Origin of the sequence: Arthrobacter sp. S2(2024) (assembly GCF_036662515.1) — a bacterium.
Lineage (GTDB): Bacteria > Actinomycetota > Actinomycetes > Actinomycetales > Micrococcaceae > Arthrobacter.
Window position 1 is genome coordinate 1 of the sequence record NZ_JAYKZI010000008.1, and the last position, 23,503, is coordinate 23,503.

Sequence of the window (23,503 nt, forward strand, 5' to 3'; positions counted from 1 at the left end):
GGTGACGGTGACCGGGGCCAGGGTGGTGGTTCCGGCGTGCGGGGTGACGGCGTAGGAGGTGATCGGGGAGCCGCCGTTGTTCGGGGCGGTCCAGGTCACGGTGGCTGAGGCGTTCCCGGCCGCCGCGGTGACCCCGGTGGGGGCTGCGGGTGCGGTGGGGGTGGTCTGGGTGTTGGTGAGGGTGACGTCGTCCAGGTACATCCAGGTGTCATCCGCCGGGCTGGCGCCGTCGAGGTGGACGTTGAACCAGAGCACGACGGTTTGGCCGTTGTAGGCGGAGAGGTTCGTGCTGAGCTGGGTCCAGGTGCCGGAGTTGCTGCTGAGCTTGAACAGGCTCGCCAGGGTGGTGCCGCTCGTGGTGCGGACTTGTGCTTCCATCCAGTCGTAGCGGCAGGCGGTGCCGGTGCAGGTGTCGTCCGCGGTGTGGGGCTGGTACCAGAAGGACAGGGTGGAGGTCCCGGTGGCGGGCATGGTGAGGGTCTGGGCCAGGGTGCTGTCGCCGAGCGGTTCGGTGCCGGAGGCCAGGCCCAGGAGCGCGGAGCCGGTGCCAGTGTGCGCGGTGCTGGAGGCCACGGGTGCCCTGACCCCGCCGGTGGTCCAGGACGTGAGCCCGGATTCGAACCCGCCGTTCGCGACCCCGGGAACCGGGGCCGTCGGGGTCACCGGAGCCGAGGCCGCCGACGGCGCGGAGGTGCCGACGGCGTTCGTCGCCGTCACCGTGAACGTATACGCCGTGCCGTTGGTGAGTCCGGTGACGGTCGCCGTCGTCGAGGGCGGACTCCCGGTCACCGTCACCGGAGCCAAGGCCGTGCCACCGGACGAAGGCGTCACCGCATAGGAGGTGATCGGGGAGCCGCCGTTGCCCGGCGCCGTCCAGGACACGGCCGCCGAGGCGTTTCCCGCCGTCGCGCTCACGCCGGTGGGAGTCCCCGGAACCGTTGGGGCCGTCGGGGTGACGGGAGCCGACGCGGCCGACGGGGGTGACATCCCGACGGCGTTCGTTGCCGTGACGGTGAAGGTGTAGGCGGTGCCGTTGGTCAGCCCGGTGACGGTCGCCGTCGTTGAGGGCGGGTTACCGGTAACCGTCACCGGAGCCAAAGCCGTGCCACCGGACGAAGGCGTCACCGCATACGAAGTGATGGGGGAGCCGCCGTTGGCCGGCGCCGTCCAGGACACCACCGCCGAAGCGTTACCCGCCGTCGCGGCCACCCCCGTGGGAGCAGCCGGCGCCGTCGCCGCGGCCTGGGTGATGTCGATCATCGAATAGTCGTCCGTGGTGATCGAACCGTTGGATTGGATGTTCAGTCCGTAGCTGATTCCCGAGGCACCTGCCGGGAGCGCCGGTGTGGTCCACGTGATTTGCGTCCAATTACTGCTCGCGTTGAACAACGGGCTCGCCGTCCAATAGGTCCAGTACCCCGTTCCGGTGCGGTAGTAGACCTCGAATTGGGTGATGACATTGGATTTATACCAAGCGCTGAGCTGATAGATATGGCCCGGAGTGCCCGTGGGAGAGCAGCCGCCAAGATCCAGGGCTGGCAGGAGTTTCGCGTCACCGCTGACGTAGCCGCTCATAGTCAGGCGTTCTGCGTTATTGCCCGTGTGGCCAGGCGAGACCACTGAAAAGCTGGGGGTGTTGGTGCCGTATCCACCAGCAGCCCAGCACAGCGGAATCCCGCTGGTCAGTGTCTCGAGGCTCGGGTTCTGGATCATGTTGGTCCCCTGGGGAGGCGGGGGCGGCACCGGCGGGCCGGAGACGAGGGGCTGGACCGCGCCACCGATTACCTGGTCAACCGTCTTCACGGCGATGCTGCCCGCTGCCTGTTGTTGCGCTAGCCAGGAAGCGAATTGGTTGAACAGGCTGGGGCTGATGGTAAGGGTGGGATCGGTCCCCACGGCGATGTGGTGGAACGTCAATTGAACCCAGCCACCGCCGGCAGCCTGTGCCCTGGTCACGGAGTTTTCAAGGTTGGACAGCGTCCATGTGCTGTCCACTTCCTCCGGTGCCGCGGTGTCATAGGGGTTGGCGGGCGGAATGGTTTCGGCAGCCGGTAGCCCGGGATCGTCCTTGCTGTAAAGGTCCCCGAGCCCGCGTGCACTGTTGAACCCGCAATTCTTCACGATGGTCTGCACGGCAGGATCCAAGGAGGCGAAGGGGTAGGCGAAGCTGGTGACCTTGAAGCCCATGTTTGCCAGGGCCACTCTGCCGTTGCACACCTGGCGCGTCACTTCATCCGAGGTCAAGGTGACCAGGTCGGGGTGGGTGACCGTGTGCCCGGCAATCTCATTTCCGTCGGCGAAAAGCTGCTGCAGGTTCGCCGAGGTGAAATAGCTCGGCTGATCGACCCATCCGGAGGGGACGAAATAGGTGCCGTGGAGTCCGAGGTTCTTCAGCGTGGCTGCGGCGGTCAGTTGGTCGGCGTTGCCGTCATCGAAGGTCAGCGTGATGACGGTGTTTGCAACCGCATGAGCCGGCAAAGCAAAGCCACTGAGGAGTGCCAGGACCATTGCCGCGCACGCTCCAACGGCGGCCCAACGGACGCCGATGCGCCGCGTCACCGCCTGCTCCTGAATCGAGAGTCCAGCCACTCCGCTCACCGTCCATTCGAAGCCCGGGCAACCGTCAAGGGCGGGAGCGTTCCCACCCTAGGTCTTCGGCCGATGATAGGGCCTTGGATTCTTCCGCGTCTTGAGTGGGCTCACCCGGCTGGGCGGCAGCTTCGCCTAGCGATCCTGAGTGTGCTCACCCGATTGGGCAGCAGAAAGGCCGGCGGGCACCCCAGATTTGATTAACTAAGCTTGAGCGCCTTGACCGCACTCAACACTTTGGTGAGGGATTCCTTCGCGTCGCCGAACAGCAGTGTGGTCTGCGGTTCGTACATGAGTTCGTTCTCGATTCCCGCGAATCCCGGCCGCATGGAGCGCTTCAGGAAAACTACTTGTCGCGCGTCGGCCACTTCAAGGATGGGCATGCCGTAGATCGGCGAACCCGCGGTGGTTTTCGCGGCCGGATTGACGACGTCGTTCGCGCCGACCACCAGCGCGACGTCGGCTGTCCGGAATTCCGAGTTGATCTCGCCCATTTCCTTGAGGGACTCATAGGGCACATTGGCTTCGGCAAGCAGGACGTTCATGTGCCCGGGCATGCGGCCGGCCACCGGATGGATGGCGAAATCCACGTCGATGCCCCGCGCCTCCAACGCAAGGGCCAGCTCGGCCGCCGTGTGCTGCCCTTGTGCTACAGCGAGCCCGTAGCCGGGAACAATAATGACCCGTTGCGCATAGCCAAGGAGCACGGCCACGTCTTCGGGGCTGGAGGAGCGGACGGGGCGGTCGCTCACCGCCGTCGACCCCGCCGTCGAGCCTCCCTTGAACGCGCCAAAGAGGATGCCGGCAACACTGCGGCCCATGGCCGCGGCCATGGCCCTGGTAAGGATGGTGCCCGAGGCACCCACCAACGTGCCGGCCACCACCAAAAGCACATTGCCAAGCACCAGGCCCGAGGCTGCCACGGCCAGGCCGGTGAAGGCATTCAGCAGCGAGATGACGATCGGCACGTCCGCGCCGCCTACCGGGAGCACAAGCAGTACGCCCGCCGCCAGACCGAGCACCAAAAGCAGGAACGCGAGCGCGATGGAACCGCTAAAAACGACGGCGACGGCGGCACCCACCGCCGCTAGCAGCACCGCCCCCATGAGGGTCGGCAGACCGGGGAACACCACGGGGCGGGTGGTCATGAGCTCCTGGAGTTTGGAGAACGTGATGGCGGAACCCGCGAAGGACACCGCCCCCACCAGCAGCGTGAAGACGATCGCCACGCGCACCCAGTGGTCCTCCGTGTGAGCAAGTTCCAAGAGTGCAACGAGCGCTGCGGCACCACCGCCCACGCCATTGAAAAGCGCGACGAGCTGTGGCATCTGGGTCATCTTGACCTGGCGCGCGACCGGCGCGGCCACGCCCGAACCGATCACCATGGCGCCCAGGATCCAGGGAACGTTGTCCATCTTGACCGAGAGGAAGACCGTGGCGACGGCGAGTGCCGCACCGAATGCGCCCACCAGGTTGCCTCGCCGGGCGGTTCGTGGCGAATTGAGTCCCTTGAGCGCGAGGATGAAACAGACTGCGGCCGCGAGGTAGAGGAGCGAAGTCCACACCGGATCGATGAGGGTCATCGCGTGCGCTCCTTGGACGCAGCGTCTATGGACTCCGGCTTCCCGCCGGGCGGCGCAACGCGTTTACGGCCGCGGAACATCTCCAGCATGCGGTCGGTCACCACGAATCCGCCTACCAGGTTGGCCGTGGCGAGGACGACGGCGAGCAAGGCCACCGCGAGGACCCATGGGTCCGAGGCCTGCCCTGCGACGATGATCGCGCCCACCAGGATGATTCCGTGGATGGCGTTCGCGCCGGACATCAAGGGAGTGTGCAGTGTGCTTGAGACCTTGGAGACCACTTCGAAGCCCACGAAGACGGCCAGAACGGTGATGGTGAGCAGGGCGATTCCGTCCATCAGGAAACCCCCTCGTTTGCAGAGCTCACGGATTCCGCCGTCTCGGCGGAGAGCGCAGCAAGCGCCTCGGCCGTCGGACCGTGCCGCACCTCGCCGTCGTGCGTCAGGCACGCACCCGCCACCACCTCATCGCCGAAGTCCGGGACAACGGCACCATCACACGTCATCAGGGCCAGCAGGTTCGCGACGTTCTTCGCGTAGAGGCGCGAGGCGTCAGCGGGCATGGCGGAGGCGGCGTCCTTCATCCCCACCAGGGTGACCGTGCCTTGGCCGTCCGCCGTCGGGATTTGAAGATCCAGCCCCGGTACCGAGCCCTCCACGTTGCCGCCGGACTCTGCGGCGAGGTCGACGACCACCGAGCCCGGGCGCATGTGCTGGACCATTTCGCGGCTCACGAGGAGAGGGGCCCGCCGTCCGGGGACCGCCGCCGTCGTGATGAGCACATCCGCCTGGGCCACGTGCGGGGCGAGCAGCTCACGCTGCAGGGCACCGCGGTCGGCGCTGAGTTCGCGCGCGTAGCCGCCGGACGATTCGGCCGTCTCCACGTCAAGTTTGATGAAGGTGCCGCCCATGGATGCGACCTCGTCCGCCGAGGCGGGCCGGATGTCGTTGGCGGAGACGCGTGCGCCCAGCCTTTTCGCGGTGCCGATGGCCTGCAAGCCTGCCACGCCCGCTCCCAGCACCAGCACACGGGCCGGGGGAATGGTTCCGGCGGCCGTCATGTAGAGCGGAAAGAAGCGCGGGAGCCGCATGGCCGCCTCGAGCACGCAGCGGTACCCGGCCACCAGGGCCTGGGAGGTGAGCGCATCCATGGATTGTGCCCGGGAAATGCGCGGCACCAGCTCAAGCGCGAAGGATGTCACGCCCGCTTCGGCGAGCGCGCGGACGGTGGGAAGTTCCGACGACGGCGAGGCCAGGCCAACGGTGACGGCGCCCCGTCGCAGCGCGGCCGCCGTCGTTGGTTCGAGTGGGCGGACGTGAGCGTAGACGTCCAGTCGGGCCAGGTCCAAGTCGGGGACGATGAGCGCGCCTGCTTGGCGGTAGTCCTCGTCGCTGTGGCCCGCAGCGCCTCCGGCTCCGCTTTCGACGACGACGTCCAGTCCCAGTCCGGCCAACTGCGTGACCGTCTCCGGCGTCGCAGCCACACGACGTTCACCATCGAGCCGTTCCCGCGCTATGCCAAGTTTCACCCGCGCTCCCTTTCCGAAACCCCAACGTCCTTCTGAACAGCATTGTCCCGAGCCGTTGTTGGCTTGAGTCTAGGACGCCGAAGGCCCGGGCGGGAGTAGGTGTGGCGGCGGCGTCCGGCCATTCCCATCTTCGGGCTGCTCTAATAAGCTCGCTGTGGGCTGGGAGACTCCAGTTACCGCACCGTCGATGAGCCGGTTCCGGCCGCGCCGTCGGGAAGGAACACAGTCATGGCAACGTACAAGATCGGATACTTCGTCGGCAGCCTTTCAAGCCGCTCCATCAACCGGGTCCTGTCCAAGGCGCTCATCAGCGTAGCGCCGGAAGAGCTCGAATTCACCGAGATTCCCATCAAGGACCTGCCCTTGTACAGCCCGGACTACGACGCCGACTACCCGCCTGCCGGCCGGGCCCTCAAGGACGCGATCGCGGCGTCGGACGGCATCCTGTTCGTTTCACCCGAGTACAACCGCTCCGTCCCCGGCGCCTTGAAGAACGCCATCGACTGGGGATCGCGGCCGTGGGGAACCAACTCCTTCGCGCGCAAGCCAACAGGAATCATCGGCACATCACCCGGAAGCATCGGGACGGCCGTGATGCAGGCATCCATGCGTAGCGTCCTGAGCTTCCTCGACGCACCTCAGCTGAATGCTCCCGAGGCCTACATCAAGTTCAATCCGGCGGCCTACAACGAGGACGGATCGGTCAGGGACGAAGGCACGGCATCCATCCTGCGCCACTACATGGAGGAGTACAGCGCGTTCGTCGAGCGCGTCCTGGCCGCCAACGCTCCCGGGCACATCGGCGACGAACACCCGGACGGCGCCAAGCTGACGCGGTGATGCGGTGGGCGCAGCTTCGCCCGCGCCGCGAGCCCACGCGCTACAACGCGCCGTGGCAACCACGCCGGGATCTACCCATGTGGTAATTTTCGCGAGGATCAATACCGGCTTGCCCGTCATCGGGAGCCCAGTCCTTCGGAGATTTCATGGGGTCTTTGCGTGCGTGGCTGAGGCGTGGTGCCACTGGCGTTGCTGGCGCAATGGGCGTCCTGCTGATCTTGTCCGGCCTTGCGGCGCCCGGCGCCTGGGCTGCCGGCACGGGCGGTTCCACGAGCGCGCCGGTCGCCGTCGTGGGAACTTCGGCGAGGCCGACGGCGGCCGGAGCCTTCATTCCGATCTCACCCGCCAGGCTCCTGGACACCCGTACCAGCACGCCTGTGGGCCCCGACGGGACCGTGTCCTTCCGGGTGGGCGGCATGAACGGAATTCCCGCTGCGGCCGCGGCGGTGGTCTTCAATCTCACCGTCACCGGCCCGCAATCGTTCGGATTCGTCACGGCCTACGCTTCCGGTGCCGCACGGCCGAACTCCTCCAACGTGAACTTCGCTGCCGGCCAGACCGTACCGAACTCCGTGACAGTACCGGTCGGCGTCGACGGCAAAGTCACCCTTTTCAACCGCTCCTCCGGCAGCACCCAGCTGATTGCCGACGTGTCCGGGTACTACCTCCCCGGAACGCCGACCGTACCCGGCGCCTTCGTCCCGATAGCCCCAGCCAGGCTGCTGGACACCCGCGGCAGCACGCCTGCGGGCCCTGACGGAACAGTGTCTTTCCAAGTGGGAGGCGTGGGCGGGATTCCGGCTTCGGTCTCGGCGGTGAGTTTCAACCTCACCGTGGCGAATCCGACGTCGTTCGGGTTCATCACGGCCTACGCCTCCGGAACCACGCGGCCGAACTCTTCAAACATCAACTTCGCCACAGACCAAACGGTTCCGAACTCCGTAACGGTTCCAGTCGGCGTCGACGGCAAAGTCACCCTCTTCAACCGTTCCTCCGGCAGCACCCAGCTGATCGCCGACGTCGCCGGCTATTTCCTCTCAGGGACCCCGAGCGCTCCGGGCGCTTTCGTTCCGGTGAATCCCGCACGACTCCTGGATACACGGAGCAGCGCGCCGGCAGGTCCGGACGGGACGGTGTCCTTCCGCGTGGGCGGCGCGGGCGGGATTCCCGCCAACGTCGCGGCCGCGGTTTTCAACCTGACCGTCACCGGCCCGCAATCGTTCGGGTTCATCACCGCTTACGCTTCGGGGAGCATCCGGCCGAATGCGTCCAATGTGAATTTCGCGAGCGGCCAGACTGTTCCGAGCTCCGTCACCGTCCCCGTGGGGGCCGACGGCAAGATCACCCTCTTCAACCGTTCCGACGGCGCCACGCAGCTGATCGCCGACGTCGCGGGCTACTACCTACCCGGAGCGTCAAGCGGTTCAGCTGTCACCTGGGGTAACAACCAATCCAGCCAGCTGGGCAACGGGACCACCCCTTACCTCGCCAACCCTGCCGCCGTTACCGGCCTCTCGGGAGTCAAGTCGATCGCCGGCGATGGTTCCACCAGTTACGCGCTGCTGGCCGACGGGACCGTACGCGCCTGGGGCAGCAACCAGTCCGGGCAGCTCGGCAACGGAACCACCAACGACAGCAGCATTCCCGTGCAAGTCCAGGGCCTCAGCGGAGTCACATCGATCACGATCAACGGTCGCACAGCGTACGCACTCCTCGGCGACGGGACCGTACGCGCTTGGGGCGAGAGTTCCACCGGACAACTCGGCAGCGGGATCACCTTCAGCAGCACCCCCCTCCAGATCCAAGGCCTCACTGGCGTCACCGCGATCACGGCCACTTATTACGGCGCATATGCCCTGCTCAATGACGGAACCGTCCGTGCTTGGGGTTCCAACTTCGTGGGTCAACTCGGCAACGGCACCACAGGAATCGGAAGCAGCGCGCCGGCCCAGGTCACCGGCCTCACGGGGGTCGCCGCCGTCACCGCCAGCGACTTCAGCGCCTACGCACTGTTGTCCGACGGGACCGTCCGGGCATGGGGCGACAATTCGAGCGGGCAGCTTGGCAGCGGAACCTCCGCCAACAGCAGCAACAGACCGGTTCAGGTCCAAGGCCTCAGCGGCGTCACCTCCATCGTGGCCAGCAACTACAACGCGTACGCGCTACTGGCCGACCGGACCGTGCGTTCCTGGGGCGCGAACGGGAGCGGCCAGCTCGGAAACGGGACGACGTCGGAGAGCTACACCCCGGTCCGCGTCCAGGGGATCAGCAACGTCATGTCCATGGCAGCCGGCAAAGGCAGCGTATACGCCGTACTTGGCGACGGGACAGCACGGGCATGGGGCCTCAACCAGTCCGGGCAGCTCGGCACCGGGACCACCACCAACAGCCCCGCTGCCATCCAGGTAAGCGGCCTCACCACGGCCTTGTCCATCACTGCTGGCAAAGGGGACACCAACAACCCGGTGGCGTATGCCGTGCTGCGTGACGGGACGGTCCGTGCCTGGGGCGTCAACCCGACCGGACAACTCGGCAACGGCTCTACCGCTAACAGCAATGTTCCCACCCAAGTCACGGGTCTCACCGGCCTAGCGGGAACAGCATCGATCTCGGCGGCACGAGGGACCGCATTCGCCGTGCTTGCAGATGGAACCATCCGCGCATGGGGTGACAATTACAACCACCAACTCGGCGTTACCTGCACAACTTCGTTCAGCAACGTGCCGCTTGGCGTCACGGGACTGTCCGGGGTCGCCATGGGAGCCCAAGGTCCCAGCACCAAGTACGCCGCGCTGGTCAACGGAACAGCGTGGGCCTGGGGCGGAAACAGTTTTGGCCAGCTCGGAAACGGCACTACGAGCGATAGCAGCGTGCCCGTCCAAGTCAGCGGACTCTCCGGAGTCGTATCCATCACCGCCAGCGGAGGCACGGCCTACGCCCTGCTGGGCGATGGAACGGTGTGGGCGTGGGGAGACAATTCCTCCGGCCAGCTCGGCAATGCAACCACCAGCAACAGCAGCGTCCCCGTCCAGGTCCAGGGGGTCACCGGGGCCGGCTCCATCACAGCCAGCGGGGGCTCCGCCTACGCGGTTCTGACTGACGGGACGGTGCGCGCCTGGGGCAGCAACCAATCCGGGCAACTGGGCAACGGCACCAACGCCGACAGCAACACCCCGGTCCAAGTCACCGGCCTCACGGGCGTCTCCTCCATCACGGCCAGTTACGGCACGGCGTACGCAGTCCTGACTGACGGGACGGTCCGGGCCTGGGGCTACAACGGCTATGGCCAGCTGGGCAACGGCACCAACGCGAACGCCAACACCCCGGTCCAAGTCTCCGGTTTGGCAGGAGCCGTGTCCCTCGCAGCCAACGGCGGCACGGCTTACGCAGTGTTGGGGAACGGGACAGTCCGGGCTTGGGGGGCCGGCACGTATGGCGAGCTAGGCAATGGCACCGCCAGCAGCAGCGTGCCGGTCCAAGTTCCGGGTCTCACCGCAGTCGCGAGCGTCGCCGCGAGCGAAATCTCTGCGTACGCGGTCCTCAAGGATGGAACAGTCCGCGCATGGGGTGCCAACTGGTATGGCCAGCTGGGGAACGGCACCACCACTGACAGCCCCGCCCCGGTGCAGGTCCAGGGCCTCACCGGGGTGAGCTCGCTGGCATGCACCATGTACGACGCATTCGCTGTGCTCAGTGATGGAACGGTCCGCGCCTGGGGTGACAACGCGCAGGGTCAACTTGGCAACGGCGCCGCGAGCAGCAGCAACACACCCGTCCAGGTCCAAGGCCTCACGGGCGTGACGAGCTTGTGGCTCTAGACATTCGGCCCCGAGCGCCTCTGCTAGTGCTTGGCGGCAATATCCGCCGAAATCAGCCCGGCAGTTCGTACGATTTCGTCGCGAACCGACTCGATATAGGCCCGCGGATCACGCTGCGCGGCGACGTTTTGGGCCTGGAGCGAGACGTTGACGGCGGCCACCACCTTGCCGGCAGCGTTGCGAACGGGCGCTGCCACGGACATAAGTCCGAGCTCCAGCTCTTGGTCCAAAACGCACCAATCCTGCCTGCGCACGCGATCCAGCTCGGCCACCAGCTCTTCGCGGGACGTGATGGTCCGCGGCGTCAGGGCTTTGAACTCCACCGAGGACAGGTACTCGTCCAGTTTCTGCGGCGTCAGGCCAGCCAGAAGCACCCTACCCATGGACGTGGCGTAGGCGGGAAAGCGGGTGCCCACCGAGATCCCGACCGTCATGATCCGGCGAGTGGTCACGCGGGCCACGTAGAAGATGTCCGCGCCATCCAGTACCGCGGCCGACGTCGACTCCCCCAGTTTGAGGGAAAGTTCTTCAAGGTGCGGCTGTGCGAGCTGGGGCAGGGACAACGCCGACAGGTACGAATAGCCAAGCTGCAACACCATCGCCGTGAGGGCGAAGGTCTTGCCATCCGTGCGGACATAGCCCAGCTCAACCAGGGTATGCAGGAACCGTCGCGCCGTGGCACGCGTCAGGTTAGTGCGTGCCGCCACCTCACTGAGCGTCATGACGGGGTTGGCCGCGTCGAAAGCGCGGATCACGGACAATCCGCGTGCCAGCGATTGCACGTACTGGTCGCTGGCCTGGGGAGCACCCGCCTGCGGGGCTCCGGCTACTGCTGCGTCGGTCATGGTTACCAATCTTATTAGCGCGAACTGGCAGCACTTGCCCCGTGGATTGCTTCCAGAGGGCATCTGCTGCCAGCTCGCGCTGCCCTTTAGACGCCGACGACGGCGCCCGCCGCCTTCAGCGGGACCGGCACCAGGGCTTGGAGTTCTTCGAAGGTGCAGCCGAACGTCTCACGCACGGTCACGCCGTCGGGTCCTATCAGGAAGACTGCTTTGTCCGTGTACACGCGCGTCACGCAGCCCACGCCGGTGAGCGGGTAGCTGCAGTGCTCCACGAGTTTGGACACGCCCTCGCGGGTCAGGAGCGTCATCATGACGAACACGTCCTTCGCGCCGGTGGCCAGGTCCATCGCCCCGCCGACGGCCGGGATGGCGTCCGGTGCTCCAGTGTGCCAGTTGGCGAGGTCCCCCGTGGCGGATACCTGGAACGCGCCGAGCACGCAGATATCCAGATGGCCGCCGCGCATGATCGCGAAGGAATCGGCGTGGTGGAAGTACGAGGCGCCGGGAAGCTCGGTGACGGGGATCTTGCCGGCGTTGATGAGGTCGCCATCGATCTCCTCGCCCTTGGCCTCAGGGCCCATCCCGAGCATCCCGTTCTCCGTATGGAGGGTGATGTTCTGCTCTTCGGTGAGGTAATTGGAGACGAGCGTGGGCTGGCCGATGCCGAGGTTCACGAACGAGCCGGGAGCGATGTCCCGCGCCACGAGCCGCGCGAGATCGTCGCGTCCCAAGGGTGTTGTTGACGTTAGGATGCTCATGTCAGGCCACCTTCACGATGCTGTTGACGTAGATTCCCGGGGTCACCACGTTCTCCGGGTCCAGGGCGCCGGTCGGGACGATCTCCGACACCTGGACGATGGTGTGTTTGGCCGCGGCGGCCATGATGGGGCCGAAGTTCCGGGCGGTCTTGCGGTAGACGAGGTTGCCCTTGCCGTCGGCCTTGAGGGCCTTGATGAGTGCGACGTCGGCGTGGATGGGCGTCTCGAACACTTGCCATTTGCCGTCGAGGAAGCGCGTGTGCTTGCCTTCCGCGAGCATGGTGCCGTAACCGGTGGGGGTGAAGAACCCGCCAATACCCGCGCCCGCGGCCCGGATGCGCTCGGCGAGGTTCCCTTGCGGGACGAGTTCAAGTTCGATTTCGCCGGCCTTGTACTTGGCGTCGAAGTGCCAGGAATCCGACTGGCGCGGGAAGGAGCAGATCATCTTCCGGACCCGCCCTTCCTTGATCAGCAGTGCAAGGCCTTGGTCGCCTTGGCCGGCGTTGTTGTTCACCACGGTGAGGTCGGTGGCGCCGGAATCGAGCAGCGCGTCGATGAGTTCGAACGGCTGGCCCGCATTTCCGAAGCCCCCGATCATGACGGTGGAGCCATCCTTGATGCCGGCGATGGCCTCGCCCACGGTGTCAATGAATTTCAGCATTTCCTCTAGGCTCCTTTTCCGGCTACGCCGGAGGTGACGTTCTCCAGCACCACGGCCAGTCCTTGCCCGACCCCGATGCAGATGGCCGCGACACCCCATCGCTCACCAGAAGCCTGCAGGCTGCGGGCCAAGGTGCCGAGGATCCGGGTGCCGGAGGCGCCCAGCGGGTGGCCCATCGCAATCGCTCCGCCGTGCCGGTTCACGATGGACGGATCGATACCCCACGCATCGATGCAGGCCAGGGACTGCGCGGCAAAAGCTTCGTTAAGTTCGACGGCGCCCACCTGCTCCCAGCCGATTCCCGCCTTCGCGAGTGCCTTGTTGGCGGCCTCAACCGGGGCGTAGCCGAAGAACTGCGGATCGTTTCCGTGTGCTCCGCGGCCGGCGATGCGGGCCAGCGGCTCCAGCCCGAGCAGCCCGGCGGCGCTTTCGCTGCCGATCCACGCCGCGGACGCGCCGTCGGACAGCGGAGAAGCGTTGCCCGCCGTGACCGTTCCACCCTCCGGACCGCCGGCCTCGGGCCGGAACACGGTCTTGAGCCCGGCCAGCTTCTCCGCCGTCGAACCCGCCCTAATGCCTTCGTCACGGACCAGCTCCGTGCCCGGAACCTGCGTCACCAGCTGGTCGTAGAAGCCCTCGTCCCACGCCGCGGCCGCGAGGTTGTGCGAGGCCGCCGCGAACTCGTCCTGGCGTTCCCGGGTGACTCCGTACTTCTCACGCAACCGCTCGGTCGCCTCGCCCAGGGAAATGGTCCATTCCTTCGGCATCGCCGGGTTCACCAGGCGCCAACCCAGGGTGGTGGAAGCCAAGGTCATGTCGCCAGCAGGGTACGGCTTGGACGTCTTGGGCAGCACCCAGGGTGCACGCGACATGGACTCGGCCCCGCCCACGAGCATCAGCTCGGCGTCGCCGACGTTGATCTGGCGGGAGGCGATGATCGCGGCATCCAAGGATGACCCGCACAAGCGGTTGATCGTGGTGCCCGGAATCGACGTCGGAAGCCCGGCCAACAGGGTGGCCATGCGGGCGACGTTCCGGTTCTCCTCGCCCGCGCCGTTGGCGTTCCCGAACACCACCTCGTCGATCCGCTCAACATCCAAAGCAGGGGCCCGCTTGACGGCTTCGCGCACCACGTGGGCAGCTAGGTCGTCCGGGCGCACCCCGGCAAGGCCGGAGCCGAATTTTCCAAAAGGTGTGCGCACGGCGTCGTACACATACGCCTGGTTCATGGGGTCTCCTCTAAGTTTCTGTGATCCCAACCAACTCGCAGTTAATGTCGTTATGAGGGCTCAAAACGACATCTAATGCGAGTTAGTTGGGTGGGTGGGGGCTTCAGGGGCCGTGGGGGCTTCGGGGGTCGCGTCGAGCTCCGCGAAAACGCCTTGAGCGGTCTTGAATGCGGTGTTGGCGGAGGGGACTCCGCAGTAGATGGCGGTCTGCAGCAGGATTTCCTTGATCTCGTCCCTACTCAGCCCATTCGTGATGGCCGCGCGGATGTGCATGGCCAGTTCTTCCCAGTGCCCGTGCGCCACCATCGCGGTGATGGTGACGGCGGAGCGCATCTGCCGCGTCAGTCCGGGCCGGGTCCAGATGCCTCCCCAGGCGATGCGGGTGATCATGTCCTGGAAGTCTTCGGTGAATTCGTCCTTCTTGGCGTTGGCGCGGTCCACGTGCGCATCGCCGAGCACTTCGCGGCGGACCACCATGCCGGCGTCGTAGATTTCCTGCGAGCTAGCGTCGCGCTGAACGGCGCCTTGCGAAGAATCAGTGCTCATTTTCCGGCCTCCGTCATGAATGTCCGCATCAGGTCCGCGACGACGGCAGGCGCCTCCGCGGGCGCAAGGTGCCCGACGCCGTCGAGCGCAATAGCGATAGCGGTGCCGCCACCTGTGTTGAATCTGGTGTTGATGCCCGCGGCAATTTCTTCAGCGAACGACGGCGGCGCAACGGTGTCCTCGACGCCCGCCAGTGCCTGCGTGGGGACAGTGATGCTGCCGAGTTCCGCGCGGACGTCGAATCCGGCGAGGGCTTCACAGCAGAAGGCGTAGCTGAAGCGGTCGGCGTCCCGCAGGGCATGCAGGAGGCGGCTGCTGACCACGGGCTGGCGATCCATGAAGCCGGGAGCGAACCAACGCTGCGCGGAACCCTGGATCATCACCGCGGTTCCTTGTGCGCGGACGGTTTCGGCACGTTCCAGCCATCCCTCGGGCGTACCGAGCTTCGCTCCGCTGCACTGCACGGACAGGGACTTGAGCCGCTCTCCGTGCTTGATGCCGAGCTGCAGTCCTGTGGCACCGCCCAGGGAATCCCCGGCGTAGTGGAACACGGCACCGGGCGCGATCGAGTCCACCAAGTCAATCACCGCGTCCGCGAGTTCGGCGACGCGGAACGTTTCGGAGGCCGCGGGCGAGACGCCGTGGCCGGGCAGGTCCCAGCCGATGACGTCGAACTCGTTGCCGAGCAGGGCTGCCGTCTCGGTCCAGAGCACGGTGGACGTTCCGAGCGAGGGCCCCACCACCAGGAGCGGCTTCTCCCCCAGCGTGCGCTGCGGGGACAGCAGCACCGCCTTGACGATGGGCTTAGCCACGATCGGTTCCCTTCAGGTTGGTGTGTGTGAATTCCGGGTACGCGGCGAAGATGCGACGGCTGATCTCGGCAGCCTCACCCGTGTAGTTCGCGGGGTCCAGAAGGGCCTGCAGTTCCTCATCGGACAGCTTGCTGGCCGGGACGGCTTCGCGGAGGAGCTTGGTGTAGATCCGGGCTTGCTCGGCTGCGGGTGCTTGCAGGGTCTCGTCGACGACGGACTGCAGCTTGGCCTTCGCCTCGCCCCTGTCCGCGCCGAGGAGCGGAGCAACGGAGGATGCGACGGCTTCGCTGAGGAGTAACGGCCCGGAGATTTCCAGGTTGCGGCGCATTGCCTCTGGGAAGACGCGGAGGCCTTCGGCGAGCTCGCGCAGCTGGGTGGCTGCGCCGAGTGTGAGCCGAAGCAAGCCACGCAGGGCAGGCCATTCGCTGTGCCAGGCGCCGTCCGGGCGTTCGTCGTTGAAGTTCGCGGCTGCAAGGTGCAGCTGCGCAGCCAGCCCGGGCGCCTGGAGTGCGGCGCTGCGGATCAGCACGGACAACACGGGGTTCTGCTTTTGCGGCATGGCCGACGAGACTCCGCGGCCAGCGGCAAGGGGCTCACCGAGCTCGGCAACCTCGGGTCGGCCGAGGAACAGCAGGTCCGAGGCGATCTTGCCGAAGGAGTCCGTGAGGGAAGCCAAGGCGTCGCCGAGTCCAGTGACCGCCAGCCGGTTGGTGTGCCACGGTGCGGGAACGGGAGCGAGGTCCAGCCTTCCGGCCAAGGCATCCGCCAGCGCAAAGGGGCTCGACGACGAGCCTTCCGTGAGTACGGTGCCGGCGGCCAGGGTGCCGCCGGCGCCGCCGAACTGCACGGGCAACTCCAGCGCTTCGAGGCGACGGGCCGCGGCTGCCACTCCGTGGAACCACTGCGCCGCCTTGAGCCCGAAGGTGAACGGAAGCGCGTGCTGCGTCAGGCTTCTGCCCACGCACAGCGTGTCCGCATGCTGTTCCGCAAGGGCGGCGAGCGCCGTCGTCGTACCTTTTACTTCGGCGAGAAGCGCCGAAAGCACGCGGTGCGCGAGCAGCATCAGGGCCGAATCCAGGACGTCTTGGCTGGTCAGGGAGGTGTGCACCGCGGCAAACGCGCCGATCGGCCCGCCGGGGCGCCCAGCCTCGAGCTGCCTGACCCTCCCCCGGAGATCGGCCAGCAGCGGAATGACCGGATTGGCGCCACCTTGTGCGCGTTCGGCGATGGAAGCGGCGTCGTAGGCCCAGGATTCCGTGGCCTCGGTGACGACGGCGGCAGAACCGGCCGGCGCGAAGCCCGCCTCTTCGAGCACGGATGCCCAGGCGGCTTCGACGTCGAGGATGGCCGCGATCACCGCACGGTCACCTGTCAGCGCCACGACGGCGGGCGACGCCGAAACCGGGCTGAGCAGCCCGAAATCGCCGTCGCCACTCACTGGGAGGCGCCTTCGAAGTCGAGAAAAACAGTCTCGTTCCGGCCCTGCAGGCGCAGATCCCACGTGAGTCCGCCATCCGCGTCGCGACGCGCGATCAGGGTCTTGCGGCGCTCGGGATCGAGGGAGTTGAGCAGCGGGTCGGCAGCGAGCGCTTCCTCGTTTTCCGGCAAGTAGATGCGGGTGAACAGGCGGTTCATGAGGCCACGCGCAAAAACGGCGACGGAAATGAACGGAGCCGCGCCCGCTTCGGTGGGGCCGGGGTTGACCGTGGTGAACGTGAACACACCGGAGTTGCCCACCGCGGCGCGGCCCCAACCGGTGAAGGTGTAGCCGTCGCGGACCAGGGAGCCGGTGCGCTGGACTACGTTGCCTTCGGAGTCCGGCTGCCAGATCTCCAGGATGGCGTCCGGGATAGCTTCTCCGGCGCCGTCATACACGGTGCCTTGCAGGCGGATGCTTCCGGCGCTGCCCGGGGCGAGGAGCTCGTTGTCCTTATTAAAGGGGAGCGCGTAGCCGTAGAACGGGCCAACGGTCTGGCCTGGTGTGGGTGTCAGCTTGCTCATGTTCTACTCCTCGTCCCCGGCGTCGCCAAAGGCTTCGTTTTCGGTCCAGGTCCGCTTCGAACCGCTCAGGACGATGTCCCAGTTGTAGCCGAGGGCCCATTCGGGGCTCGTCAGCTCATGGTCGTACTTGGCGACGAGCCGGTCGCGGGCGTCCTGGTCCACGATCGATTGGTAGATGGGGTCCAGCGGGAACAACTGGTCGCCCGGGAAGTACATCTGGGTGACGATGCGCTGCGTGAAATCCGTGCCGAAGAGGGAGAAGTGGATGTGCGCCGGGCGCCAGGCGTTGAGGTGGTTCTTCCATGGGTAGGCGCCGGGCTTGATGGTGGTGAATCGGTATGAACCGTCCGGTCCGGTGATGCAGCGTCCGACGCCGGTGAAGTTCGGGTCGAGGGGGGCGGGGTGCTGGTCGCGCTTGTGGATGTAACGGCCGGCAGCGTTGGCCTGCCAGATCTCTACGAGTTGGCCGGCAACCGGGCGGCCGTCGCCGTCGAGCACTTTGCCCTGAACGATGATCCGCTCGCCCTGGGGTTCACCGTTGTGCTGGATGGTGAGGTCCGATTCCAACGCATGCACGTCCTGGTGCCCGAATGCCGGCGAGTACAGCTCGATAGTCTCCGGGTCCGCGTGGTGCAGGCTCTTGGTGGGGTGGCGCAGGATGCTGCTGCGGTACGGCGCAAAGTCCAGGCGGGGCTGGGTCTCCGGCGCGGCACCGTTCTTGAGCGCCTGGGCGTACGCTTCGCCGATGGCCTTGATCTCGGCGCTGAGATCCGCTTGGGTTTCGGCTGCGGCGTCCAACGGCGCGTGCCCGGCATGCGGTTCGGCCGCCGGTACGAGCTCGTCGTCTTGGTGGTGCCCGGCATTTGCGTCTAGCAGCACGGCCGGCTCCTTTCGGGTAGTTTCTTTCGTTGCTTCTGGTTAGTGGTGGGCGTGAAGCGAGTCGTACTGGACGGCGTGCCGCACGGGGGCGTTGGGGGCGCCGTAGCCGTCGTAATTGCCGCGGCGTTCCACCATTTCGAAGAACACGCTGCCCACCGTGGCGGTGTAGAAGTGGAGGAATTCACCGTTGGCGTCCCTGTCGTAGAGAAGGTTCAATTCCTTGAGGGTGGCCAGGAAGGCAGGATCCAAGGCGAACCGCGCATCCAGGTCCTCGTAGTAGTTGGCCGGTATCCGGAGGAAGTCGAGTCCCCGTGCCTGCGCCGCCCGGGCCGTGGCCACGAGGTCATCCACCGCGAAGGCGATGTGTTCCTGGTAGCTCTTGCGGGCGCCGTTGCCCTTCTGGCCGGGCTCCTGCTGAAGCATCGGAGCCAGGTTCAGCACCAGGCGCACGGCACGGTCGGACGTCACCATGACCTGCGAGCGCACCAGGCCGCTGGGGCTCGGCACTTCGGCGAACGGCTGCGGTTCGAGCGCGAGGGCGCTCGTGTAGAAAAGGACGGCCTCGTCGAAATGCTGCCACGGCTGGGCCAAATTCACGTGGTCGATCACCGCTTGCGCTCCCGCTATAGGGTGCTCGAGGCCTTCGCCGAATTCATGGGTCTGCCTAAATTCGCTGGTCCATGCCGCCGTCCCGTCCGGGCTGCCCTGGCACAGGAAGATCTCGGTGGAGTCCGGGGCGGCGATGCCTTGGAACACTTCCTCGTCCGCCTGCACCTTGCGTGGCACCACGGGAGCCTTGAGCTGCTGGGCGCGGGCCGAGGCAATCACCGGAGAGTCGACGTCGAACCCCAACGCCGCAATGGCGGGTTCACTGTGCGACGGCGCTTGTTCGTTGATGATGACGCGGGCGTGGCCCATGGACCACAACTGCACGTCCTTGGTCCGGTGCCGGCCGTCGAATTCGAAGCCGAGTTGGCCCAGGAGAGTTTCGAGCTGTGCGGGCTCATCGGTTTTGACTTCTGCGAAGTTGAACCCGGCCGGTTCAGCCACCTTGGGCAGCGTGGCCAGTTCCATGGGATAACGACGGCGGCCGGCTGCGTTGGCGCGCGAGTCACCAGAGACGCCTTCCGCCGCAAGGGATGCCGCTTTCGCGTCGAGCCACTTGGCGCTTTGTTCCTCAAGCCAGATCAGCGAGCGCATCGCGTCGACGGCCGTACGCTCCACATCGGACTGGCGGAAGACGTCGTTGAAGACCTCCAGCGAGACCGGGCCGGAATAGCCCGCGCGGGCCACGTGGCCCATGAACTTGGCCAGTTCAAATTGTCCTTCGCCCGGGAACACGCGGTAATGGCGGCTCCAGGACAGGACATCCATGGAGAGCTTCGGGGCGTCGGCCACCTGGACGAAGAAGATCTTCTCAGGCTTGATGGCCTCGATGGGTGCGGTGTCCCAGTCGCGGGAAAGGATGTGGAAGGAGTCGAGGCAGGTGCCCAGGTTGGGGTGGTCCACGGTGTCCACCAAGCGGTGCGCGTGCTCGTAGTCGTTGACATACTTGCCCCAGGCCAGGGCCTCGTACGCCACTTTGACGCCGTGGTTCCCGGCCAATTCCGCCAGCCGGGATAGCTGCTCGGCCCGGAGGCCGTCGTCGTCGATCGTGGCGGTTCCCACGTTGGTGCACACCAGGATGGTGTCCATCCCGAGGCGGGACATGAGCTTGAACTTGGCATCCGCCCGGCGCAGGTTTTCCTGCAAGATGTCTTCGGAGACACTGTCAAAGTCGCGGAACGGCTGGTAGAGGTCCAGTCCGAGTCCCAGGTCAGCGGCCATTTTCCGCACGTCCTCCGGGCTAAGCGGGGAGGTGACGAGGTCCTGTTCGAAGATCTCGATGCCATCGAAGCCCGCGATAGCGCAGGCCTGCATCTTTTCCTTGAGCGTACCGGAGAGGCAGACCGTGGCGATTCCCGTGCGCATCAGTGCCCCGCCCCGGCGAATGCGTTGTCGGCCTTCGACTCTTCAGCCGTGGATTCCTCGGCGCCCACCAGCTCCAGGAAATGCGCCCGCATCCGTTCTGGATCGGCATCGCGGCCGGTGAAGATGCGGAAAGCGTCGGCGGCCTGCCCCACGGCCATGCGACCGCCGTCGAGAACGCGGCAACCCTTGGCGCGGGCCTCGAGCACCAGCTGCGTTTCGATCGGCCGGTAGACGATGTCAGCCACCCAGTGGCGGGGTTCCACGAGGGACATGTCCAGCGGGAGGCCTGGATGCGCGGCCATGCCCACCGGGGTGCAGTGCACCAAACCGTCGGCCAGCGGCATGAGTTGCGGCAGCTCCGCCGTCGTGCGCGCCGTGACGGTGCTGCCCGGGAACAGCGCGGCAAGTTCCGCCGCCCGTTCCGCGCAGCGCGCCGGATCGACGTCCACAAGGTCCAGTGACTTGACCCCCGCGGAAAGGAGGGCGTATGCGACGGCGGAGCCCGCACCCCCGGCGCCGAGCTGGACGACTCGCTCCAGGCCGGCGTCGGGAAGGCCGCTGGCCAAAGCTGAGCCGAAGCCGGAGAAGTCCGTGTTGTGGCCGGTAAAGCGGCCGTCCTTGATCAGCACGGTGTTCACAGCGCCAAGCCGCCTTGCGTCCTCGGAAACCTCGTCCAGGAACGGCAGCACCAATTGCTTGCACGGATGCGTGATGTTGAGGCCGTTGTAGCCAAGCCGGGAAGCAGCGGTCAGCAAATCGCCGACGGCGGAGCCGGGCAGGGAGAGCTCCAGCAGGTCGATGGGCCGGTACAGGTAGCGCAGCCCCTGGACGTCAGCCTCCCTCTCATGCATGGGCGGCGTCAGTGAAGGCGATACGCCTTCACCGATCAGGCCCACCAGGAAGGATTCGGCTCGGTTGCTCATGCTCATTGCTCCTTTGACAACTGCACCCGCGGATTGGCCCTCCCTGGATTCCCTCGGGACGTCCAGAGCGTGCTGCTCCGCCGGGCGGTATGAATCAGACTACACAAAATGTTCATATATTGCACTAGTGTTCTTATCGCGAACAAAAGTGATAGCTATTAACGCGCCGTTATCGCTGCGGCAGGCGGTCGGCAAGCTCTGACGCCGCGCTCTTCAGCAAGGGGACCACCGCCACCAGCTGCTCCACGCTCATTCGGAAGACAGGGACGGCGGTGGCAAGCGAGGCGAACGCAACGCCCTGGGAATTGAGGACCGGGACGGCGACGGCGCGCATGCCCACCTCGTTTTCCTCGTCCATGATCGCGTAGCCCTGGCGCCGGACCTTCTCGATTTCCAGGCGGAAAGCGTCGCGGTCGGTAATGGAGAACTCCGTCAGCGGCTCCAGTTCGAGCTCTTCCACCAACTGCTTCCGCTCGTCGTCGTCCGCGAAGGCAACTAGCGCCTTGCCCACGGCCGTGGTGTGCAGCATTCCAAGATGCCCCGGATCACTCGTGACCCGGAACATCTGGGGACCGTCCACCTTGTTGACCGTGAGGTGGTGGTGGCCATCCCTGACCGAGAGGATAGTGGCCTCACCGGTCCCCTCCGTGACGCGCTGCAGGATGGGCCGCGCGGTACCCGCAAAGCCATGGTGATTGGACACCCGCTGGCCCAGCTGGAAGACGCGAAGCCCCAGGTGGTAGCGGCGGCCGTCGGCCTCGTAGTCAACGAATCCGTCGCGGGTCAGGGATCCGAGCAGCCTGTAGGTGGTACTGAAGGGCAGCTCCGCCTGGCGGGCGAGCTCCGAGGCGCTGGCCCCCTTCGGCTCATTACCCAGCAATACCAGGAGGCCCAGGGCCTTGCCGATCATGTCGGTTTTTGTGTCTTCCTTCACATCCATAACTAAAGATTGCCACATCGTGAGAGCTATATCTAGATGGTGAGTAAATGTCTTGACAAGTGACTGCGCTCACAGTCATTATTGCTATATCGCACAAGTAGCTCTCACAATGTGGCTACAGTGTGAGGCCGCTGCCGGACCCACAACGACGTTCCAGGTACGCACATTTCAGCCAGATGCGACATCGCCGTCACACAAAAGGAACACCATGAGTCACACGATCCCGTCTACGACGCCGGGCACTGCCACGGCAGGAACGCCGAAGAAGGCCGCCCTCGCCAGCTTCCTCGGTAGCGCCGTCGAGTACTACGACTTCTTCATCTTCGGTTCGGCCGCGGCCCTGATCTTCCCGCACGTCTTCTTCCCCAGCGCCGACGCCAACGCAGCCATTATGTCCTTCGCGACGTTCGGCTTCGCCTACGTAGCACGGCCCGTAGGAGCCATCATCCTGGGGCACTTCGGCGACCGCATCGGCCGCCAGCGCGTGCTGATGTTTACCCTGGTGCTCATGGGCGGTGCGACGTTCATCATCGGCTGCCTCCCCGATTTCAAGTCCATCGGTTGGTGGGCTCCGGCGCTGCTGGTCTTCGCACGGCTCTGCCAGGGCCTCTCGGCCGCCGGTGAACAAGCCGGCGCTTCATCCATGACGCTGGAACACGCGCCGGACAACCGCCGCTCCTTCTTTACCTCCTGGACCCTTACCGGAACCCAGGGCGGCCAGATCCTCGCAGCCTTGGTCTTCATCCCGGTCGTCGCGCTCCCGGACGAGGTCAAGTACGGCATCGGCTGGCGGATCCCGTTCTGGCTCAGCGCCGTCGTGGTCCTGGTAGCGTTCTTCATCCGCCGCACCCTGCACGAACCGCCGGCGTTCGCCGAGGCCAAGAAGAACAACCAGATCGCCAAGCTCCCCGTGGCCGACCTTCTGCGGCTGCACTGGGCCGACGTCCTGCGCGTTATCTGCTGCGCCTTCATCTCGGCGGTGAGCACGGTCTTCGGAACCTTGGCCATTGCCTACGCCAAGGACGTGGCCCACGTGAACAGCACCATCACCCTGTGGCTCGTCGTGGCGGCAAACGTCGTCGCGCTTGGCACCCAGCCGGTCTTCGGCCGGATGGCTGACCGGATCGGCCGCAAGCCCGTCTTCATCTACGGCGCCGTAGCCAGCGCCATCATGACGCCGGTGTTCCTCTTGACGCTCGAATCCGGAAACGTGCCGCTCATGTTCCTGGTCTCCGTGGTGTACTTCTCCCTCGGATACGCCGCCGCAAACGCGGTATGGCCCTCCTTCTACGGCGAAATGTTCAGCACCAAGGTCCGCTTCTCAGGCTTGGCCATCGGCACGCAGATCGGCTTCCTCATGGCAGGCTTCGCCCCGACCATCGTGACGGCAATGGGCGGCACCAAGGCCGGCGGCTGGGTCCAGATCAGCATCTTCACCGGCGTCATCTGCGTCATCGCGGCGGTCTCCGCGATGACCGCCCGCGAATCCTTCAAGACCCCGACGGCGGAGCTCGGCCTGAAGTAGGACGCTCCCTCCAAACAAATCCGTGGTTCCACACCGGCCGCCCTCTGGGCCCGTG

General features: G+C 66.0%; 19 protein-coding genes. 3 read left to right on the forward strand and 16 right to left on the reverse strand.

Annotation, left to right across the window (positions count from 1 at the left end):
- The 4 genes from VLA65_RS15440 to VLA65_RS15455 all read right to left on the reverse strand — a co-directional run.
- Positions 1–2,559 (reverse strand): fibronectin type III domain-containing protein (locus tag VLA65_RS15440; RefSeq protein WP_332603020.1); only part of this gene is annotated, 2,559 nt, incomplete at its 3' end.
- 230 nt (positions 2,560–2,789) lie between these two features.
- Positions 2,790–4,172 carry an NAD(P)(+) transhydrogenase (Re/Si-specific) subunit beta gene (locus VLA65_RS15445; RefSeq protein WP_284988491.1) on the reverse strand — a complete coding sequence of 461 codons (1,383 nt, stop codon included), beginning with the start codon at positions 4,170–4,172 and terminating at the stop codon, positions 2,790–2,792.
- On the reverse strand, positions 4,169–4,510 hold the full coding sequence (locus VLA65_RS15450; protein WP_284988492.1) for an NAD(P) transhydrogenase subunit alpha: 342 nt from the start codon (positions 4,508–4,510) through the stop codon (positions 4,169–4,171). Before VLA65_RS15450 ends, VLA65_RS15445 begins: the two co-directional genes overlap by 4 nt.
- Positions 4,510–5,700: a Re/Si-specific NAD(P)(+) transhydrogenase subunit alpha gene (locus VLA65_RS15455; protein ID WP_284988493.1), complete on the reverse strand. Its 1,191-nt coding sequence runs from the start codon at positions 5,698–5,700 to the stop codon at positions 4,510–4,512. The genes VLA65_RS15450 and VLA65_RS15455 overlap by 1 nt, the downstream gene beginning before the upstream one ends.
- Before the next feature lie 228 nt (positions 5,701–5,928).
- On the opposite strand from VLA65_RS15455, the gene VLA65_RS15460 reads away from it, so the two are divergent.
- Positions 5,929–6,540 (forward strand): NADPH-dependent FMN reductase, encoded by a 612-nt coding sequence (locus tag VLA65_RS15460; protein ID WP_284988494.1) that lies wholly within the window; start codon positions 5,929–5,931, stop codon positions 6,538–6,540.
- A gap of 146 nt (positions 6,541–6,686) precedes the next feature.
- Complete coding sequence (locus VLA65_RS15465; RefSeq protein WP_332603021.1) at positions 6,687–10,358, forward strand: RCC1 domain-containing protein; 3,672 nt, start codon at positions 6,687–6,689, stop codon at positions 10,356–10,358.
- 23 nt (positions 10,359–10,381) lie between these two features.
- Here the strand turns inward: VLA65_RS15465 and VLA65_RS15470 are convergent, their stop codons facing one another.
- The 12 genes from VLA65_RS15470 to VLA65_RS15525 form a co-directional block, all read right to left on the reverse strand.
- Entirely contained in the window at positions 10,382–11,203 is an 822-nt protein-coding gene (locus tag VLA65_RS15470) for an IclR family transcriptional regulator domain-containing protein (protein WP_059388800.1), read from the reverse strand.
- 86 nt (positions 11,204–11,289) lie between these two features.
- Positions 11,290–11,961 carry a 3-oxoacid CoA-transferase subunit B gene (locus VLA65_RS15475; RefSeq protein ID WP_332603022.1) on the reverse strand — a complete coding sequence of 224 codons (672 nt, stop codon included), beginning with the start codon at positions 11,959–11,961 and terminating at the stop codon, positions 11,290–11,292.
- A 1-nt stretch (position 11,962) separates the two neighbouring features.
- The gene (locus VLA65_RS15480) at positions 11,963–12,622 is read right to left on the reverse strand and encodes a 3-oxoacid CoA-transferase subunit A (RefSeq protein ID WP_306964636.1); all 660 of its coding nucleotides are present in this window, start codon (positions 12,620–12,622) and stop codon (positions 11,963–11,965) included.
- 5 nt (positions 12,623–12,627) lie between these two features.
- Positions 12,628–13,851, reverse strand: a complete 1,224-nt coding sequence (locus VLA65_RS15485) for a thiolase family protein (RefSeq protein WP_332603023.1) — start codon at positions 13,849–13,851, stop codon at positions 12,628–12,630.
- A gap of 72 nt (positions 13,852–13,923) precedes the next feature.
- Complete coding sequence (gene pcaC / locus VLA65_RS15490; protein WP_059388802.1) at positions 13,924–14,397, reverse strand: 4-carboxymuconolactone decarboxylase; 474 nt, start codon at positions 14,395–14,397, stop codon at positions 13,924–13,926.
- Positions 14,394–15,209 (reverse strand): alpha/beta fold hydrolase, encoded by an 816-nt coding sequence (locus VLA65_RS15495; RefSeq protein ID WP_332603024.1) that lies wholly within the window; start codon positions 15,207–15,209, stop codon positions 14,394–14,396. The genes pcaC and VLA65_RS15495 overlap by 4 nt, the downstream gene beginning before the upstream one ends.
- Entirely contained in the window at positions 15,202–16,647 is a 1,446-nt protein-coding gene (locus VLA65_RS15500; RefSeq protein ID WP_332603025.1) for a lyase family protein, read from the reverse strand. The genes VLA65_RS15495 and VLA65_RS15500 overlap by 8 nt, the downstream gene beginning before the upstream one ends.
- Entirely contained in the window at positions 16,644–17,210 is a 567-nt protein-coding gene (pcaG, locus tag VLA65_RS15505) for a protocatechuate 3,4-dioxygenase subunit alpha (RefSeq protein WP_306964646.1), read from the reverse strand. The genes VLA65_RS15500 and pcaG overlap by 4 nt, the downstream gene beginning before the upstream one ends.
- Positions 17,211–17,213: 3 nt before the next feature.
- Entirely contained in the window at positions 17,214–18,086 is an 873-nt protein-coding gene (gene pcaH, locus VLA65_RS15510) for a protocatechuate 3,4-dioxygenase subunit beta (protein WP_332603076.1), read from the reverse strand.
- A gap of 42 nt (positions 18,087–18,128) precedes the next feature.
- Positions 18,129–20,060 (reverse strand): bifunctional sugar phosphate isomerase/epimerase/4-hydroxyphenylpyruvate dioxygenase family protein, encoded by a 1,932-nt coding sequence (locus VLA65_RS15515; protein WP_332603026.1) that lies wholly within the window; start codon positions 20,058–20,060, stop codon positions 18,129–18,131.
- Entirely contained in the window at positions 20,060–20,983 is a 924-nt protein-coding gene (locus VLA65_RS15520) for a shikimate dehydrogenase (protein WP_332603027.1), read from the reverse strand. The genes VLA65_RS15515 and VLA65_RS15520 overlap by 1 nt, the downstream gene beginning before the upstream one ends.
- A 169-nt stretch (positions 20,984–21,152) precedes the next feature.
- Positions 21,153–21,923: an IclR family transcriptional regulator gene (locus VLA65_RS15525; protein WP_059388805.1), complete on the reverse strand. Its 771-nt coding sequence runs from the start codon at positions 21,921–21,923 to the stop codon at positions 21,153–21,155.
- A gap of 208 nt (positions 21,924–22,131) precedes the next feature.
- Here VLA65_RS15525 and VLA65_RS15530 point away from each other — a divergent pair, with 208 nt between their 5' ends.
- On the forward strand, positions 22,132–23,448 hold the full coding sequence (locus VLA65_RS15530; protein ID WP_284988502.1) for an MFS transporter: 1,317 nt from the start codon (positions 22,132–22,134) through the stop codon (positions 23,446–23,448).
- Positions 23,449–23,503 lie beyond the last annotated feature (55 nt).